Annotated in this window: 15 protein-coding genes; 7 read left to right on the top strand and 8 right to left on the bottom strand. The window is 71.4% G+C overall.

The window, feature by feature from the left end; translation table 11 throughout:
- Nucleotides 1-52: 52 nt before the first annotated feature.
- From DEU36_RS12555 to DEU36_RS12545, 3 genes are all read right to left on the bottom strand, one after another.
- On the bottom strand, nt 53-1,180 hold the full coding sequence (locus DEU36_RS12555) for a 5-(carboxyamino)imidazole ribonucleotide synthase (protein ID WP_120264681.1): 1,128 nt from the start codon (nt 1,178-1,180) through the stop codon (nt 53-55).
- A 76-nt stretch (nt 1,181-1,256) separates the two neighbouring features.
- A complete protein-coding gene (locus DEU36_RS12550) occupies nt 1,257-1,811 on the bottom strand; it encodes a PH domain-containing protein (protein WP_120264680.1) in 555 nt (184 codons plus the stop codon).
- Nucleotides 1,812-1,873: 62 nt separating this feature from the next.
- A complete protein-coding gene (locus tag DEU36_RS12545; RefSeq protein ID WP_120264679.1) occupies nt 1,874-2,662 on the bottom strand; it encodes a biotin--[acetyl-CoA-carboxylase] ligase in 789 nt (262 codons plus the stop codon).
- A 129-nt stretch (nt 2,663-2,791) separates the two neighbouring features.
- Between DEU36_RS12545 and DEU36_RS12540 the strand changes: the two genes are divergently transcribed.
- Complete coding sequence (locus tag DEU36_RS12540) at nt 2,792-4,381, top strand: acyl-CoA carboxylase subunit beta (RefSeq protein ID WP_183045392.1); 1,590 nt, start codon at nt 2,792-2,794, stop codon at nt 4,379-4,381.
- The gene (locus DEU36_RS12535) at nt 4,378-4,629 is read left to right on the top strand and encodes an acyl-CoA carboxylase subunit epsilon (RefSeq protein ID WP_120264677.1); all 252 of its coding nucleotides are present in this window, start codon (nt 4,378-4,380) and stop codon (nt 4,627-4,629) included. Before DEU36_RS12540 ends, DEU36_RS12535 begins: the two co-directional genes overlap by 4 nt.
- Before the next feature lie 219 nt (nt 4,630-4,848).
- Here the strand turns inward: DEU36_RS12535 and DEU36_RS12530 are convergent, their stop codons facing one another.
- Genes DEU36_RS12530 through DEU36_RS12515 form a run of 4 tightly spaced genes read right to left on the bottom strand, consistent with a single transcriptional unit; the run spans nt 4,849 to nt 9,111 of the window.
- Nucleotides 4,849-5,925, bottom strand: a complete 1,077-nt coding sequence (locus DEU36_RS12530; RefSeq protein ID WP_120264676.1) for a hypothetical protein — start codon at nt 5,923-5,925, stop codon at nt 4,849-4,851.
- Complete coding sequence (locus DEU36_RS12525) at nt 5,922-7,160, bottom strand: ATP-binding protein (protein ID WP_259455368.1); 1,239 nt, start codon at nt 7,158-7,160, stop codon at nt 5,922-5,924. The genes DEU36_RS12530 and DEU36_RS12525 overlap by 4 nt, the downstream gene beginning before the upstream one ends.
- A complete protein-coding gene (locus tag DEU36_RS12520; RefSeq protein WP_120264675.1) occupies nt 7,150-7,806 on the bottom strand; it encodes a response regulator transcription factor in 657 nt (218 codons plus the stop codon). The genes DEU36_RS12525 and DEU36_RS12520 overlap by 11 nt, the downstream gene beginning before the upstream one ends.
- A 9-nt stretch (nt 7,807-7,815) precedes the next feature.
- Complete coding sequence (locus DEU36_RS12515) at nt 7,816-9,111, bottom strand: class I SAM-dependent RNA methyltransferase (RefSeq protein WP_120264674.1); 1,296 nt, start codon at nt 9,109-9,111, stop codon at nt 7,816-7,818.
- Nucleotides 9,112-9,155: 44 nt separating this feature from the next.
- Between DEU36_RS12515 and DEU36_RS12510 the strand changes: the two genes are divergently transcribed.
- From DEU36_RS12510 to DEU36_RS12500, 3 genes are all read left to right on the top strand, one after another.
- Complete coding sequence (locus DEU36_RS12510; protein ID WP_120265156.1) at nt 9,156-9,812, top strand: nucleoside triphosphate pyrophosphatase; 657 nt, start codon at nt 9,156-9,158, stop codon at nt 9,810-9,812.
- A 98-nt stretch (nt 9,813-9,910) separates the two neighbouring features.
- Nucleotides 9,911-11,677, top strand: a complete 1,767-nt coding sequence (locus DEU36_RS12505) for a biotin carboxylase N-terminal domain-containing protein (protein ID WP_120264673.1) — start codon at nt 9,911-9,913, stop codon at nt 11,675-11,677.
- 13 nt (nt 11,678-11,690) lie between these two features.
- Entirely contained in the window at nt 11,691-12,143 is a 453-nt protein-coding gene (locus DEU36_RS12500) for a hypothetical protein (RefSeq protein WP_120264672.1), read from the top strand.
- A 114-nt stretch (nt 12,144-12,257) separates the two neighbouring features.
- On the opposite strand, the gene DEU36_RS12495 is transcribed toward DEU36_RS12500, so the two are convergent.
- Complete coding sequence (locus DEU36_RS12495) at nt 12,258-13,721, bottom strand: NAD(P)H-quinone dehydrogenase (RefSeq protein WP_120264671.1); 1,464 nt, start codon at nt 13,719-13,721, stop codon at nt 12,258-12,260.
- A 68-nt stretch (nt 13,722-13,789) separates the two neighbouring features.
- Between DEU36_RS12495 and DEU36_RS12490 the strand changes: the two genes are divergently transcribed.
- Together DEU36_RS12490 and DEU36_RS12485 are read left to right on the top strand one after the other, a co-directional pair.
- Nucleotides 13,790-14,623 carry a purine-nucleoside phosphorylase gene (locus DEU36_RS12490; protein ID WP_120264670.1) on the top strand — a complete coding sequence of 278 codons (834 nt, stop codon included), beginning with the start codon at nt 13,790-13,792 and terminating at the stop codon, nt 14,621-14,623.
- A 50-nt stretch (nt 14,624-14,673) separates the two neighbouring features.
- Nucleotides 14,674-16,350, top strand: coding sequence for a phospho-sugar mutase (locus DEU36_RS12485; RefSeq protein WP_120265155.1), 1,677 nt, complete (start codon nt 14,674-14,676; stop codon nt 16,348-16,350).
- Nucleotides 16,351-16,396: the final 46 nt, after the last annotated feature.

Raw genomic sequence — 16,396 nt, 5'->3', positions numbered from 1 at the left:
GTTAGGCGGGCCACCTGAGGAATCCCCGGAGCGGCGCGGTACCCGGTGATGCTCAGTCGTCGAAGTGCGCGGCCACCACGCGGGCGTCGCCCACGACGGCGTCGAGGTCGTCGCCCGAGAGGTTCACGTGACCGACCTTGCGTCCCGGCCGCGGCGCCTTGCCGTACGTGTGCACCTTCGCGCCCGGGTGGGCCTCGAGAGCGGCGGGGATACGCGCGGCGAGCGAGTCGGAGACGGGGCCACCCAGGATGTTGATCATGACCGACCACGGCGCGCGCGGCGACGTGTCGCCGAGCGGAAGGTCGAGCACTGCGCGCAGGTGCTGCTCGAACTGTCCGGTCACGGCGCCGTCCTGGCTCCAGTGACCGCTGTTGTGCGGCCGCATCGCGAGCTCGTTGACGAGCAGACGGTCGTCTGCCGTCTCGAAGAGCTCGACGGCGAGCATGCCCGTCACACCCAGCCCCTCCGCGATCGAGACGCCGATGCTCTCGGCGACCTCGACCAGGCGCTGGCCCGCCCGCGGCGCCGGAGCGATGACCTCGGCGCACACGCCGTCGCGCTGCACGGTCTCCACCACGGGGTACGAACGCCACGCCCCCGAGGGCCGGCGTGCGACCTGCTGAGCGAGCTCGCGCGTGAACTCCACGAGCTCTTCGACGAGGAGCTGTCCGCCGGGTTCGAGCGCGTCGAGCCAGTCGGCCGCCTCCTCGGCGGCGCGCACGACGCGCACGCCTTTGCCGTCGTAACCGCCGCGCGGGGTCTTCACGACAGCACGCCCGCCGTTGTCGTCGAGGAACGCCTGCAGACCGGCGGCATCCGAGATCGCGGCCCACTCGGGCTGCGGCATGTCGAGCTCGGCGAGGCGAGCGCGCATACGCAGCTTGTCCTGCGCGTAGAAGAGCGCGTCGGGGCCGGGGTGCACGGCCACGCCCTCGTCGACGAGGGCACGCAGAACGTCCTGCGGCACGTGCTCGTGGTCGAAGGTGATGACGTCGACGTCGCGGGCGAATGACCGGACCGTCTCGAGGTCGCGATAGTCACCCGTCGACGTCGCCGCGATGGCGGCGGACATCCCGTGCTCCTCGGCCAGCACCCGCACGTCGATTCCCAGCTCGACGGCCGGCGCGATCATCATGCGGGCCAGCTGTCCTCCGCCGACGATTCCTACTCGCAACGACATGGCGCCTCCTCCGGTTTCGGATCCATCATCGCGCACCGCGCCACGTGGCCGCACGCGCGATCGGACTCGGGCGTGCTCAGGAATCGGAGCCGACGACCGGCATGCTGTGGGAGTCGCGATGCGCGAGGATCTGGCTCACCTCGACCTGATCGGCCAGCACCTCGTGGACGAGCGCGACAGCCGGGATGCTCCGCAGCCGCATCGAGGGATCGACGCCGTTCGAGAGCGTCAGCGTGCCGGTGCCGTTGAGACGTTGCAGCGGGCCGCGCGACTCGTCGATACCGTAACCGCGGATATGGCTGAGCTCGGCCCGGCGGCGGACGATGAGTCCCGAGGTCTCGATAACCCGGCGGGTCGTGATCGTGTACGAGTGCGCGAGCCAGCGCAGGAACGGCAGCACGACGAGCAGCACGACCACCAGCCCCGCGGCCGACCAGAGCATGACATCCGTGAACGGCGCGGGGAGGTTGTCGGTGAAGTACCCCGTGACACCCGCGACGACGATGAGCAGAAGCGCAGGCCACAACAGCGGCCCGGCGTGCGGGCGCAGCCGGGCGACGCGCAGCTCGGGCGCGGCGGCACCGAGCGCGGGCGCGACGGGTCGGCCGAACGAGGCTGCGGGCTGTGTCACAGCACCATCATGACCCGCCGGTACGACAACGCGACGACGGCACGCCCGGATGCCGCGAGGCCTCAGCCGACTCCGCGGACGTGAACGACGTCACCGGCGCCGACGACGCTTTCGACCGACCCTGTCCGCACGACCAGACGCCCATCCTCGTCGAGGCGCTCCGCCGTTCCCGTCAACGTCTCGCCGCCGGGCAGCGAGACGACGACGTCCTCGCCGATCGTGACGCACGCCGCCGCGACGCGCTCGCGCAGCGCGTCGTCTGCGCCCGACACCGCGAGGTGGGCGATGTGGTCGCGCAGACCGGAGAGGAAGTCCGCCAGCAGCCGATCCTCGTCGGCCGAGGCACCCAGCGCGGTGAACGACGTCGCGGTCGCGACCGGCAGATCGACCTCGGCCATGGTCGTGTTGACTCCGGCGCCGAGGATCACGTCCCCCGCCTCACCCGGGAGGACTTCGGCGAGGATGCCGCTGATCTTCCGGCCGTCGACCAGCACGTCGTTCGGCCATTTGACGCCCACGCGCCGACCGTGCAGCTGGGCGGCGACCGCATCGCTCATCGCGAGACCGGCGACGAGCGGGATCCAGCCGCGCAAGCGGACCGGCACGGCCCCGACGCGCAGCAGCACCGAGATCGCGAGGGCGGTGCCGGCCGGAGCGGTCCAGCTGCGATCGAGCCGGCCCCTCCCGGCGCGCTGGTCGGTCGTCACGACGACGGAGAGATGCGGGTGGGCATCGGGATCGGCCTCGACGTCGCGACGCAAGTGGGCGTTGGTCGAATCGGTGTGCTCCACGACGTGCAGGCGGGGCGATACCGCGGCCGCACGGGGATAGCCGTTCTCGGGGATCGTCATGGCGTCACCCTACGATGCCGGATCGGCGCGAGGCGAGGGGTTGCGTCCGAGGGTTTCCACAGGTGATCGCCGCCGTCGTTGTGGGCGTGCTCCAACGGCTGCGGGGCAGCGCTGGATAGGGTGGAACGCGTGACCGACCAGCCCGACCTGTCCACGACCGCCGGCAAGATCGCCGACCTCCGCGCGCGCTACCAGTCGGCCGTCGTCGACGCCGAGAACACGGCACGCGAGAAGCAGCACAAGAAGGGCAAGCTCACCGCGCGCGAGCGTATCGAGATGCTCGTCGATCCGGGGTCGTTCGTCGAGCTCGACGAGTACGTGCGGCATCGCACCACCGCGTTCGGCATGGACCGCTCCCGCCCGTACGGCGATTCCGTCGTCTCCGGGGTGGGCACGATCCACGGACGCACGGTCGCGGTCTACTCGCAGGACTTCACCACGTTCGGCGGCTCGCTCGGCGAGTCGGCAGGCGAGAAGATCATCAAGGTCATGGAGCTCGCCCTCCGCGGCGGGATGCCGATCATCGGCATCCTCGACTCCGGCGGCGCCCGCATCCAGGAGGGCGTCGTGGCGCTCGGCAAGTACGGCGAGATCTTCCGCCTGAACACCGCCGCATCCGGCGTCATCCCGCAGATCTCTCTCATCATGGGCCCGGCCGCCGGCGGCGCGGTTTACTCCCCCGCCCTGACCGACTTCGTGATCATGGTCGACAAGACGAGCCAGATGTTCGTCACCGGCCCCGATGTCATCAAGACGGTGACGGGCGAGGACGTCGGCATGGAGGAGCTCGGTGGCGCCCACACCCACAACACGCGTTCGGGTGTCGCGCACTACCTCGCCGAGGACGAGGACGACGCGATCGACTACGCGCGCTCGCTCCTGAGCTTCCTGCCCGACAACAACATGTCGGACGCCCCGGTCTACGAGACCGGTTTCGAGTGGGAGACCACCGACGACGACCGCACCCTGAACACCGTCATCCCCGACTCCCCGAACCAGCCCTACGACATCCACCAGGTGATCGCCGGCATCGTCGACGAGGGCGACTTCCTCGAGGTGCAGCCGCTGTTCGCGCCGAACATCGTCGTCGGCTTCGGCCGGGTGGAAGGCCGCACCGTCGGCATCATCGCCAACCAGCCCTCGCAGATGGCGGGCACGCTGAACATCGACGCCGGCGAGAAGGCGAGCCGGTTCGTGCGCTTCTGCGACGCCTTCTCGGTGCCGATCGTCACTCTCGTCGACGTCCCGGGCTACCTCCCGGGCACCGACCAGGAGTGGACCGGCGTCATCCGCCGCGGCGCCAAGCTGCTCTATGCCTACGCCGAGGCGACGGTCCCCCTCGTCACGGTGATCTTGCGCAAGGCCTACGGCGGCGCGTACATCGTGATGGGGTCGAAGCAGCTGGGCGCCGACGTCAACGTGGCCTGGCCCACGGCGGAGATCGCCGTGATGGGCGGGCAGGGTGCGGTGAACATCCTCTACCGCGGTGAGATCAAGCGCGCCGAAGAGGCGGGCGAGGATGTCGCCGCCGTCCGATCGCGCCTGGCATCCGAGTACACCTACAACGTGGCTTCCCCGTTCCTCGCAGCCGAACGCGGCGAGCTCGACGGCATCATCGAGCCCGCGCAGACCCGCGTGTACATCGCCAAGTCGCTGCGCGCGCTGCGCGGCAAGCGGGCCGAGCTGCCCGCGAAGAAGCACGGGAACATCCCGCTGTGACCGGGCCGGATGACGCTCGCGACGAGGCGGCGCGCGAGGAGCGACCCCTCCGCATCGACGTGCGCCGCGGCAACCCGACGCCCGAAGAGCTCGCCGCGCTCATCGCCGTCGTGAGCGAGTCGTACGCCCAGGAGGCGGCCGAGGCCGTCGCCCCGGAGCCGACGCCCGAATCGGCGTGGCGTCGCTCGGCGCGCGCGCTGCGGACCCCGCTGCGCCGCGGTTTCGGCTGGGGCAGGTTCACCGGCTGACAGCTCGCTCGGGGCGGTTCGCTCCCGAGCGATTTTGTCCCCCGAAATACCTACAGACAGATCTGGCACATTGCCACAGACTGGATCTGCTGGAACGCTACTGCGTTCGGTCACCTGAGCTTCGTGCCGGTGACTGCTGCGAGTCGGTTTTCGGGTAACCACTCGCATGGCGAGGGGCGGGCGGCTTCGCCGCCCCTCGCCCCCAGCACCCCGTCGGTATCAGAGGCGCGGGCGAGGCCGCGCGATCTCGCGCCAGAGGTCGACCGTCTCGTCGGAACCGTCGTCGTGACGTGATCGGCCGACCACCGTGACCGCCGTATCGGGATGCGTCGACGTGCGGATGTAGAGGCGCTCCGACCGCACGCCGTCGAGCACGTCGGCGAGCTCGGCTCGAATGGCGGCGAGTTCGCGTTCATCGAGCCCGTCGAGCCCGCCCTCGTCGAGGAAGGTGACGTGAGAGCCCGAGCGTCGGACGTCCTCGAGGACGCGTCTCACCGCATCGTCCAGCAGGCGGGGCCCGCGCAGCTCATCACGCAGACGTCCCTCGGCGAGCCGGGCTTGGAGCCGTTCGTCATCATCGAGGTCGCCGTCGGCTTTGATGGTCCGCGAGAGCACCGGGCCCGCGACGGCGAGCGCTCGCTGGACGCGAACGCGTCTCTCCCGCCGGCGCCCTTCCTGCGTCGCGAGCCACTCGGACGCCTCGCGTTGAAGGGCCGTCAGTTGCGCGGTCTCGACGGCGGCTCGGTCGATCAGCAGCACGATGATCTGCGCACCGCCCACCCAGAGGGCGGAACCGACGGCGCCGAGCGACAGAGTCGGCTCGGGACCGATCCAGATGACCGACTGCAGGAACAGCATCGCGATCCCCGACCAGGCCACGATCGACCGCCGCCGGACGACGAGGATCGCCATCAGCGCCCCGAGACCGCCGAGGCTCCAGGTTGCGAAGGGCTGCAGCCGCCCGGCCTCGCCTGCGGCCCACCACGTGGCGGACGGGATCACGATCGTCACGGCGAAGGCGAGCAGCGCGATCCACAGGGGCAGCGGCGCCGGGCGGCTCATCCCCGCCGTCACCGCGCTCAACGCCGGGACGTCGGCGGCGGGCCGCGACGGAACGCCCATCGGCCGCGTGGGCCAGAAGATGCACAGCCCGGTGACGGCGAGGTACACCACGAGGTTGAGGACCAGCACGACCGGCACGTCGACGGGGCGGGTCCAGAACATGCCGCCCACCGCGAGATACGCGGTGAACGCGACGCCGAGCGCTGAGAGCACCCAACGGACCGAACGGTTCATGGGCGCTCCCGCCAGCTGATCGACACGGTCGTTCCGGTCGCGCCGGATTCGACGGTGGCCACTCCTGCCACCGCGGCGACGCGCGCGATGATCGACGCGCGGATGCCGAGGCGGTCTTCGGCGACGCGAGACGCCTCGAAACCGGGACCGTCATCGCTCACTGCGATGCCCAGCCCGGTGGCGTCGGCTCGGAACGAGACGCGCAGGTTCGCCGCAGCGGCGTGTTCGACCGAGTTGGTGACGGCCTGCGCGGCCGCGAGCTGCAGCGCACGCGCGACGCGACCCGGAACCGCCACGGCGTCGGGGCCGATGTCGTGGGTGACGGCGGTCGCCGGATGCAGCCTCCGCACGCTCGCTTCGAGCTCGGCACCGAGAGCGGGGGCCGACACCGGCGCGTCCGGGCCCTCCCCCGCCTCCTGGTCGACGTTCGCAAGACGGGTGAGGGCGTCACGAGCCATCGATACCGCGAGGGTGCGCTCCCGGTCGGTCTCGGCCCGTTCGGCCGCGATGAGGGCCGCCAGCACACTGTCGTGCATGAGCGCTGCCACAGCGACCCGCTCCTTCTCCACCGCGTCGGCGGCCGCCGCCTGCGCGAAGGAGCGCACGGCCCCCTCCCGCCCGCTGTCGATGCTGGCGGCGAGAGAGCGGAGGATCCATCCCACGACGATCAGGACACTGGCGAGGATGATGGCGAACGCGGAGTCCAGCGCCACATCGAGCACGGTGGCGGGCGTGAGTGGCAGCAAGGTCAGCCGCATGGTGCCGTAGAGCAGCGGCAGCAGGAACGCCCAGACGATCTGCCCCGCGAGCGGCATGCAGAACACGGCCGCGACGGTGCCGACGTTGATGAGGAACCACAGCCAGGGTTGCTCGTCGACCGTCGTGCCGGTTCCGGCTGCGAGCGGCCAGAGGAGCGTCGCGATCGGGAAGACGCCCGCGAAGATCCCCGCGAAGACGCGGACACCCCGGGAGGTGAGGAGGGAGATGCACATCATCAGGAGCGAGCCGAGGACGACGACCAGCAGAATCGTGTTCCAGGTCGGGTTTCCCGCCGGCGCGCTGAGCGCGCCCACGAGCGCCTGGATGCCGATGACCGAGCTTCCCGCGCCGACGACGATTCCCAGGATGCGGTCGATGCGCGACTGGGTGAACCGCTGCGTCTGAGCCAGAGCTTCACGGAACTCCGCGGGCCGGCGGGGACGGGGGACTCCGGTGTCAGGGGGGTCAGCGGACATCGGAGGCTTCGGCGACGAGACCGTCTTCCATCGCACGGCGGAGGAGGTCGACCTTGGTGGGTGCGGGGCGGCCGACCTCGACGTACTTCACCCGCACGCGGGTGATGTTCTCCTTCGCGGTGGAATAGGCGATCCCCAGGCGTTCGGCCACGGCCTTCAGCGGAAGGCCCGCCGCATAGAGCCGCAGCACGTCGCGCTCGCGCGCGGAGAGCTGAGCGTCGGCGAACGCCCGGTCGCCGTCGACGGCGCTGGCCCACTCGACGTTGTCGAGGTGCTCGCCGCGCGCCACCGTCCGGATCGCCGCGACGACGTCATCGGCGCGCGCTGATTTGCTGATGACGCCGAGCGCTCCGGCGGCGAGCGCCTCGCGCACGGCGGCCGGCCGGTCGGCGACGCTGTGGATGATGACCTGCGATCCGTCCCACACGAGCTGCGCGACGTTCTCGGAGACGGTGGCGCCGTCGCCGAGCATGAGGTCGAGGACGACGACATCCGCCGGTGCCTCGCCGGTCTCTTTGCGCCAGCGCAAGTACTCGGCGACGGTGCTGCCCGTGAAGACGACGTCGACGACGGACGCGCGGGAACAGGCGGCAGCGAGCCCGAGTCGGACCGACTCGTGATCGTCGATGAGTGCCACCCGTGTCATGCGCTCAGCCTAGGACAGCGGACCCTCGTCGGTGAGTACCGCGACCGCCTCGACGTGGTGCGAGTTGGGGAACAGATCGAGCCCCTGCAGCGACACGGGCGCATAGCCCCCGGCGCGGAGCATGCCGAGGTCGCGCGCGAGGGCGACGGGATCGCACGCGACGTAGACGAGGGTCGCGGGGCGCAACCGCAGCAGCGAGTCGACGACCTCGCGGCCGGCCCCCGCCCGCGGCGGATCGAGGAGCGTGACCCCGGCGCGCATCCGAGCACGCTCGGCGCTCGAGGCCGCCTGCTCCGTCTGGGCGAGCCAGCGGTCGACGCGACCGGTCTCCGCGCGCGCGCCGACCCACTCGGCGAGGTTCTCACCGGCATGGTCGGTGGCACGCGGATCGGACTCGACGCTCGTGATCCGGGTGGCGGGGCCGCCGAGCTCCGCGACGGCGGCCGCGAGCAGCCCCACGCCGCCGTACAGATCGAGGTGCCACGCCTCGGGATCCACCGCGTCGCGTCCTGCCGCGCGCAGCCCCTCGTGCACGGCGTTCCGCAGAGCAGCCGGCGCGAGACGGTGGACCTGCCAGAAGCCCCCCGCGTCGACCCGGAACTCGCGGTCGCCGACCCGCTCGATCACCGTCTCGCGCAGAGCCGGGTCCACGACCGGGCGGGGGCCGCCCCGACCACGACGGCGGGGGGTCTCGGGCCGCGGCAGCGCGCGCACCCGCCCATCGGAGGGCTGCACCAGGTCGAGACGACCGGGAGCCGCCGAGCGGCCGCGCGACACCGCGTCAGCGATCGCGGGCGTCGCCAGGGGCAGATCGTCGACCTCGACGACGCGATGCGATCGGGCCGCGAAAGGACCGATGCGCCCCTCGTCGTCGACGTGGAGGCTGACGCGCGTGCGCCATCCGGTGCCGTCGGCGGTCTCGTCGGCACCCGCGGCGGCCACCACGACGTCGCTGTCGACGCCGCCGAAGCGCTGCAGGGCGTCGCGCAGGACCCGCTGCTTGAGCTCGCGCTGGTACGTGAGCTCGATGTGGCCGAAGTCCGCCCCGCCGGGCCGGTTCTCCGGTGCGGTGCCGATGTCGGCCGGGGCCCAGACATGGGACCTCCGGTGCGGCGACGCCTCGAGCACCTCGAGAGCTTCGGCCCGCCAGAACGAGGACTTCGCGGTGTCGGTCAGCCGTGCCCGCACCCTTTCTCCGGGGATCGCGTCGGGGACGAACACGACGCGCCCCTCGTGACGGGCGACGAAGACGCCGCCATGGGCGACGTCGGTGACGTCGAGATCGAGAAGGTCGCCGGACTGCATCCCACGATGCTCGCACACACGCGCCCACGGGTAGCGTGAACGGCATGCGCGTGTGCCTCGCCTCGACCTCCCCCGCCCGACTCATGCTGCTGCGACAGGCCGGCATCGAACCGTCGACACGTGCGCCCGAGGTCGACGAGGAGGCTGTCGTCGCCGCGCTCGAATCAGCGGAGGGCCGGGTTCTGCCGCCCGAGGAGCACGTTCTGCTGCTCGCGCGCCGCAAGGCCGCCGACGTCGTCGCGGCTCTCCTGCGCGACGAGCCCGAGTTCGACGGCATCGTCATCGGCGGTGACTCGATGTTCGCCTTCGACGGCGAGGTGCTCGGCAAGCCCCTGCTCCCGACGGTCGCGACCGAGCGGTGGGAGCGGATGCGCGGGGGCACCGGCATCCTCCACTCCGGTCACTCCGTGTTCCGGGTTCGTCCGGGCGCCGCTCCGCGTGAGGCTCACGCGGTCGCCGAGGCCGCGGTGACCTTCGCCGACGACATCTCCGCGGACGAGATCGCGGCTTACGTCGCCACCGGCGAGCCGTTGCAGGTCGCGGGCGCCTTCACCGTCGACAGTCTCGGCGGCGCCTTCATCACGCGGGTCGAGGGCGATCCCTCGACCGTGGTGGGGATGTCGCTGTCGACGCTGCGCCGCCTCGTCCGCGAGCTCGATGTGGCCTGGCCCGACCTGTGGACCACGCCCCGCGCGTCGTGACCGAGACGCCGCGTTGGTAGGCATCCGCCCACGTTCAGTCGATCACTTTGTGCGAGTGATCCAAAAGAGGAGCGCCTGCGCTCGCTAGGCTGGCATTCATGCCTGAGATCGCCAAGGTCCTGATCGCGAACCGCGGCGAGATCGCCGTCCGAATCGTGCGCGCCGCCCGAGACAGCGGGAAGGCGTCGGTCGCCGTCTACGCCGACCAGGATCGCGACGCGCTCCACGCTCGCCTCGCCGACGAGGCGTACGCCCTCGAGGGATCCACGAGTGCCGAGACCTACCTCTCCATCGAGAAGATCCTCTCCGTCGCCCGCCGCTCCGGTGCCGACGCCGTGCACCCCGGCTACGGCTTCCTCGCCGAGAACGCCGAGTTCGCGCGTGCCGTCATCGGCGCCGGCCTCACCTGGATCGGCCCGACACCCGAAGCCATCGAGGCTCTCGGCGACAAGGTGACCGCGCGCCACGTGGCCGAGAAGGTGGGCGCTCCCCTCGCCCCGGGCACTCCGGGGCCGGTGGGCGGCGCCGACGAGGTCATCGCCTTCGCGAACGAGTACGGTCTGCCGATCGCCATCAAAGCCGCCTACGGCGGCGGCGGGCGGGGGCTCAAGGTCGCGCGCGAGCTCGACGAGGTCGCTGAACTCTTCGAATCGGCCACCCGCGAGGCCATCGCGTCGTTCGGTCGCGGCGAGTGCTTCGTCGAGAAGTACCTCGACAAGCCGCGCCACGTCGAGACCCAGTGCCTCGCCGACGCGGCCGGCAACGTCGTCGTCGTCTCCACGCGCGACTGCTCGCTGCAGCGACGCCACCAGAAGCTCGTCGAAGAGGCACCCGCCCCCTTCCTCACCGCCGAGCAGAACGACATCCTCTACTCCGCCTCGAAGGCCATCCTGCGCGAGGTCGGCTACGTCGGCGCGGGAACCTGCGAGTTCCTCATCGGCGCCGACGGCACGATCTCGTTCCTCGAGGTCAACACCCGACTGCAGGTCGAGCACCCGGTGTCCGAAGAGGTCACCGGCATCGACCTCGTCCGCGAGCAGTTCCGCATCGCCGAAGGCGGCACGCTCGACTACGACGACCCGGCCCCCGTCGGGCACTCCATCGAGTTCCGCATCAACGGCGAGGACCCCGGGCGCAACTTCCTGCCTCAGCCCGGCCGCATCCACGTCTTCAAGACGTTCGGCGGCCCCGGCATCCGTCTCGACTCCGGCGTGACCGCGGGCGACTCGGTCTCGGGCGCGTTCGACTCGATGCTCGGCAAGATCATCGTCACTGGGCGCACCCGCGAGGAAGCCCTCGAGCGCTCGCGACGCGCGCTCGACGAGTTCGAGGTCGCCGGCATGCCGACGGTCCTGCCGTTCCACCGCCGCGTCGTGCGCGAGCCCGCCTTCACGGCGGAGGACGGCACGTTCGGCGTCTTCACCCGCTGGATCGAGACCGAGTTCGTCAACGACATCCCTGCATGGGACGGCGAGTCGGAGGCTCCCGCGCAGCCGAGCGGCCGCCACACCGTGGTCGTCGAGGTCTCGGGCAAGCGGCTCGAGGTCAGCCTTCCCGACCGTGTCGCCACACCGCCGGTCGCCGTGGGGCGCCCCGCTCAGGTGCCCCCGTCGCGCCGCTCCCACGCCGCGAGTGCGAGCGCCGCGGCATCCGGAGACGCCGTGAAGTCGCCCATGCAGGCGACCGTCGTCAAGGTCGCGGTCGAGGCCGGTCAGCAGGTCGTCAAGGGCGACCTCGTGGTCGTGCTCGAGGCGATGAAGATGGAGCAGCCCATCCAGGCGCACAAGGACGGCGTCGTCGGCGCCATCGATGCGACCCCGGGCACCACGGTCGGCGCGGGCCACCCCCTGCTCACCATCTCGTGACGGGAGCGGGGCCATGCCGCATCGTTCACGTGTCATCACCGTCGTCTGCTCGTTGGGGCTCGTGCTCGGGTTGAGCGCCTGCGCTCCCACCACCGTGGATCTCGCGGCGGCGGATGCGTGGCTCGCCTCGGTGGCCGCTGAACGCGCGGATGCGGACCTCGGGGTCGGCATCGCGAGCGGGAACACGAGCCCCGTCGGAGACAGGACCGATGCCGCCGCCGGCGTCACCCTGACGCTCGGCGAACCCGGCCCGGTGGCCGCGGTCGAGGTGCGCTGCTTCGGCGGGCACACCGCGACCGTCTTCGTCGAAGCAGCCACCGCGACCGGTTCGCGTGCCCTGCAGTCCGATATCGCCTGCGACGAGCAGCCGCACCGGCTCGACTTCGCCGATGCCGGCCGGACGACCGCGGTAACCGTCGACGTCGCCGCGGAACCCGAGACTCGGTTCTACGCCGAGGTCGACTGACCTACCCGCGTCCTGCGCCGCGCGAACGTCGGAGAATGTCGCGAACAGCGGAACCGTTCGCTCGTACCGCTCCGACCTTCGCGCGATTCTCCGACGTTGGTACGTCGGCGCCGCTCAGGACAGCGGATCCTCGTCGCGCTGGACGAGGTGCATCGCGCGAGCGGCATCGGTGATGCTGCCCGTCAGCGAGGGGTACACCGCGAAGACGCGCGAGACCTGGTCGACGGTGAGACGGCGCTCGACGGCGATCGCGATCGGATAGATGAGCTCGGATGCACGGGGGGCCACGATGACGCCGCCGATGACGGTGCCCGAGCCCTCACGCGCGATGATCTTCACGAAGCCGTCCTTGACGCCCATCATCTTCGCGCGCGGGTTCGCGGCGAGCGGGAGCTTGTGGACGTAGCCGTTGACGAGGCCCGACTCGACGTCCTTCTGCTGCTGACCCACCGTCGCGATCTCGGGAGCGGTGAAGATGTTCGCGGTGATGCGGCGACGATCGAGCGGGATGACGGTGTCGCCGAGCGCGTGGAAGACGGCCTGGCGCCCCTGCATCGCGGCCACCGAGGCGAGCGGCACGAAGGTGGTGCAGTCGCCGGCGGCGTAGATGTTCGGCACGGAGGTGCGCGCGACGCGGTTGACCTGGATGTGACCGGAGTCGGTGAGCTGGACGCCCGCCTCCTCGAGCCCGATGCCGGCGGTGTTGGGGATCGAGCCGACCGCCATGAGGCAGTGGCTCCCCTCGACCGTGCGACCGTCCGAGAGCGTCGCGACGACGCCGTTCTCGGTGCGCTCGACCCTCTCGGCGCGAGACTTCGACAGCACCGTCATCCCGCCGCGCTTGAAGACCTTCTCGATGACGGCGGCCGCGTCGACGTCTTCGCCCGGGAGCACCTGGTCGCGGCTGGAGATCAGCGTGACCTTCGCGCCGAGGTTCATGTACGCCGACGCGAACTCCGCGCCGGTGACGCCGGAGCCCACGACGATGAGGTGCTCGGGCAGGGACTTCATGTCGTAGAGCTGCGTCCACGTCAGGATGCGTTCGCCGTCAGGCTTCGCGCTCGGCAGCTCGCGCGGCGAGGCACCCACCGAGACGACCAGGGTGTCGGCTTCGACGCGGTCGAAGTCCGTGCCCCCGGGGCCGGTCGCCGCGATGAGGGCGTGCGTGCCGTCGAGGCGGCCGTGACCGGAGATGATGCGCACGCCGGCCTCGACGAGCTGCGCGCGCATGTCGTCGGACTGCTGGCGAGCGAGGGAAAGCAGTCGGCGGTTGACCGCCGCGAGGTTGATCGCGACCTCGGGCTTGAGCGGCGTGCCGGAATCGGACCGCGCGAACAGCTGCACCCCCAGATCGGATGCCCCGCTGATGGCGACGGCCGCATCAGCCGTGGCGATGAGCGACTTCGAGGGGACGACGTCGGTGATGACCGCGGAGCCGCCCACGCCGGCGCGTTCGACCAGCGTCACCTCCGCGCCCTGCTGGGCGGCGGCGAGGGCCGCCTCGTATCCGCCGGGGCCGCCACCGAGGACGGCGACGCTTTGGGTGCGCTCGAAGCTGAGAGGCGACATGGTCTCCATTCTTCCTCAGCCGCGGAGGCCATCGCGCACGCCTGCGTCGGAGCGGTCGCGCGTCTTAGAGTGGGGGGATGCTTGACTCCTCCGTGCACCCGCTCGACGATCCCGCGGTCGACCCGCTCGATGTGGCCCGCGAGGCCGCGGCCGACATCGCCCGTATCAGCGGCGTCGAGCGCCACGACATCGCGCTCACCCTCGGCAGCGGGTGGGGTCGTGCGGCCGAGCTGATCGGTGAGACCACGGCGACCATTCCCGCCACCGACGTCACCGGATTCAGCAAGCCCGCGCTCGAGGGGCACGTCGGCACGCTTCGCAGCATCCTGACCCCGGAGGGCAAACGCATCCTCGTCATCGGCGCGCGCACCCACTACTACGAAGGTCACGGCGTCCGCCGGGTCGTTCACAGCGTGCGCACGGCCGCGGCCACGGGCGCGAAGATCATGGTGCTGACCAACGGCGCCGGCGGCATCAAGCCGACGTGGCGCCCCGGCCAGCCCGTGCTGATCAGCGACCACCTGAACCTCACCGCCGACTCGCCGCTCGAGGGCGCGACCTTCGTCGACCTGACCGACCTGTATTCCTCGCGGCTGCGCGACATCGCCCGCTCGATCGACCCGACGCTCGACGAGGGCGTGTACACGCAGTTCCGCGGCCCGCACTACGAGACGCCGGCCGAGGTCCGGATGGCTCGCACGCTCGGCGGCGACATCGTGGGCATGTCGACGGCGCTCGAGGCCATCGCCGCGCGCGAGGCCGGCATGGAGATCCTCGGGTTCTCCCTCATCACCAACCTCGCCGCCGGCATCCAGGAGAGCCCCCTCAGCCATGCCGAGGTGATCGAGGCCGGACGCGAGGCCGAGCCGGTGATCTCAGCGCTCCTCGCCCGCGTGATCGAGGCGCTGTGACCGCCGCGGACGAGCCCGTCACGGGCGTGGGCGTCGAGACGACGACCCCGGTGGTGCCGTGGGACGCGGCGCGAGCCTGGCTCGCTCAGGATCCCGACCCCGAGACCCGGGACGAGCTGGCCGCGGTCATCGCGGCGGCTGAGGCGGGGGATGCCGTCGCCGCAGCCGACCTCGTCGACCGCTTCGGCACCCGCCTGGCCTTCGGCACCGCGGGACTCCGCGGCCGGCTCGGCGCCGGAAGCAATCGCATGAACCGCGTTCTCGTGACGCAGGCCGCCGCGGGCCTGGCGGCGTACCTCCTCGAGAAGGCGGGCCCGGACGCCCCTCCCGTCGTCGTCATCGGTTACGACGGACGCCGGGGCTCAGCGCGGTTCGCACAGGACTCCGCCGAGATCTTCGCGGGCGCCGGCCTGCGGGCCATCCTGCTCCCCCGTCTGCTCCCGACGCCGGTTCTGGCGTTCGCGGTGCGGCACCTCGGCGCTGACGCGGGCGTCATGGTCACCGCGAGCCACAACCCGCCTGACGACAACGGGTACAAGGTCTACCTCGGCGGCGCCGACGACGGCTCGCAGATCGTGCCGCCCGCCGACGCTGAGATCGCCGCGCACATCCAGCGGGTGGCCGACGCGGGCGACATCTCGGCCCTCCCCCGCTCCGAGCGGTACGAGACCGCCGACGACGCGGTCGTCGAGGCTTACGTCGCGGCGACGGCGACGGTCGCCCCGGCTCCTGCCGGCGCGAACGGGATGCGCTGGGTTTACACCGCCATGCACGGCGTGGGGACCGAGACGATGCTGCGCATCCTCGACGCCGCCGGCTACCCCCACCCCGTTCAGGTCGCCGAGCAGGCGGAGCCGGACGGCCGGTTCCCCACCGTCGCCTTCCCCAATCCCGAGGAGCCGGGCGCGATGGACCTGGCGCTCGAGACAGCGCGCGCGAACGACGCCGAGTTCATCCTGGCCAACGACCCCGACGCCGATCGTCTCGCCGTCGCGATTCCGGATGCCGCGGCGGAGGGCGGCTGGCGGCGGCTGACGGGCAATCAGATCGGTCTGCTGCTCGGCTGGCGCGCGGCGCGTCGCGCCGCGGAGGGTGGCACGACGCCGGGGGCATCGCTCGCCTGCTCGCTCGTCTCCTCCCCCGCGCTCCAGGTCGTCGCCGAGCGCTACGGCCTCGACTTCCACGCCACCCTGACCGGGTTCAAGTGGATCTCACGCGCCCCCGGGCTCGTCTTCGGATTCGAGGAGGCGCTCGGCTACCTCGTCAATCCGGAGACGGTGAAGGACAAGGACGGCATCTCCGCCGCCATCGCGATCCTCGGCCTCGCCGCCGAGGCGCGAGAGCAGGGCCGTGCGCTGGGCGACCTGCTCGCCGAGTTCGACGCCGAGTTCGGCAGCTTCGCCAGCGGACAGGTGTCGGTGCGCGTCGACGACCTCGCGGTCATCGGGCGCATCACCGCCGCCCTCCGCGCGGCGCCGCCCACGCGGATCGGCGATGCCGCAGTCGTGTCGTTCGAGGATCTCGCCGCTCCGGTGACGGGGCCGCCGCTCGGCGACATCCTCCGACTGTGGCTCGAGGGCGACGCCCGCATCCTCGTACGCCCGAGCGGCACCGAGCCCAAGCTCAAGCTGTACCTCGACGTCCGCGGAGACTCGCCCGCCGACGCGGCATCCCGGCTCGCCGCTCTCGAGGCCGGTGTCCGCGGGCTGCTCGCGACCATCGGCTGACGCACGCGTTCCAGCACGCACGGCCCACGCGTCGCGCATTCCGCGC

Origin of the sequence: Microbacterium sp. AG238, assembly GCF_003610405.1 — a bacterium.
Taxonomy (GTDB): Bacteria; Actinomycetota; Actinomycetes; order Actinomycetales; family Microbacteriaceae; genus Microbacterium.
Note: the sequence above shows the minus strand (reverse complement) of the source record. Positions and strands in the feature narration are given on the sequence as shown.

Excerpts from the sequence above, each read along its gene's own strand:
- DEU36_RS12490 (WP_120264670.1), top strand. The coding sequence starts at position 13,790 with ATGCTTGACTCCTCCGTGCACCCGCTCGACGATCCCGCGGTCGACCCG.
- DEU36_RS12545 (WP_120264679.1), bottom strand. The coding sequence starts at position 2,662 with ATGACGATCCCCGAGAACGGCTATCCCCGTGCGGCCGCGGTATCGCCC.
- DEU36_RS12525 (WP_259455368.1), bottom strand. The coding sequence starts at position 7,160 with ATGTCCGCTGACCCCCCTGACACCGGAGTCCCCCGTCCCCGCCGGCCC.
- DEU36_RS12495 (WP_120264671.1), bottom strand. The coding sequence starts at position 13,721 with ATGGAGACCATGTCGCCTCTCAGCTTCGAGCGCACCCAAAGCGTCGCC.
- DEU36_RS12520 (WP_120264675.1), bottom strand. The coding sequence starts at position 7,806 with ATGACACGGGTGGCACTCATCGACGATCACGAGTCGGTCCGACTCGGG.
- DEU36_RS12510 (WP_120265156.1), top strand. The coding sequence starts at position 9,156 with ATGCGCGTGTGCCTCGCCTCGACCTCCCCCGCCCGACTCATGCTGCTG.
- DEU36_RS12515 (WP_120264674.1), bottom strand. The coding sequence starts at position 9,111 with ATGCAGTCCGGCGACCTTCTCGATCTCGACGTCACCGACGTCGCCCAT.
- DEU36_RS12500 (WP_120264672.1), top strand. The coding sequence starts at position 11,691 with ATGCCGCATCGTTCACGTGTCATCACCGTCGTCTGCTCGTTGGGGCTC.
- DEU36_RS12555 (WP_120264681.1), bottom strand. The coding sequence starts at position 1,180 with ATGTCGTTGCGAGTAGGAATCGTCGGCGGAGGACAGCTGGCCCGCATG.
- DEU36_RS12530 (WP_120264676.1), bottom strand. The coding sequence starts at position 5,925 with ATGAACCGTTCGGTCCGTTGGGTGCTCTCAGCGCTCGGCGTCGCGTTC.
- DEU36_RS12505 (WP_120264673.1), top strand. The coding sequence starts at position 9,911 with ATGCCTGAGATCGCCAAGGTCCTGATCGCGAACCGCGGCGAGATCGCC.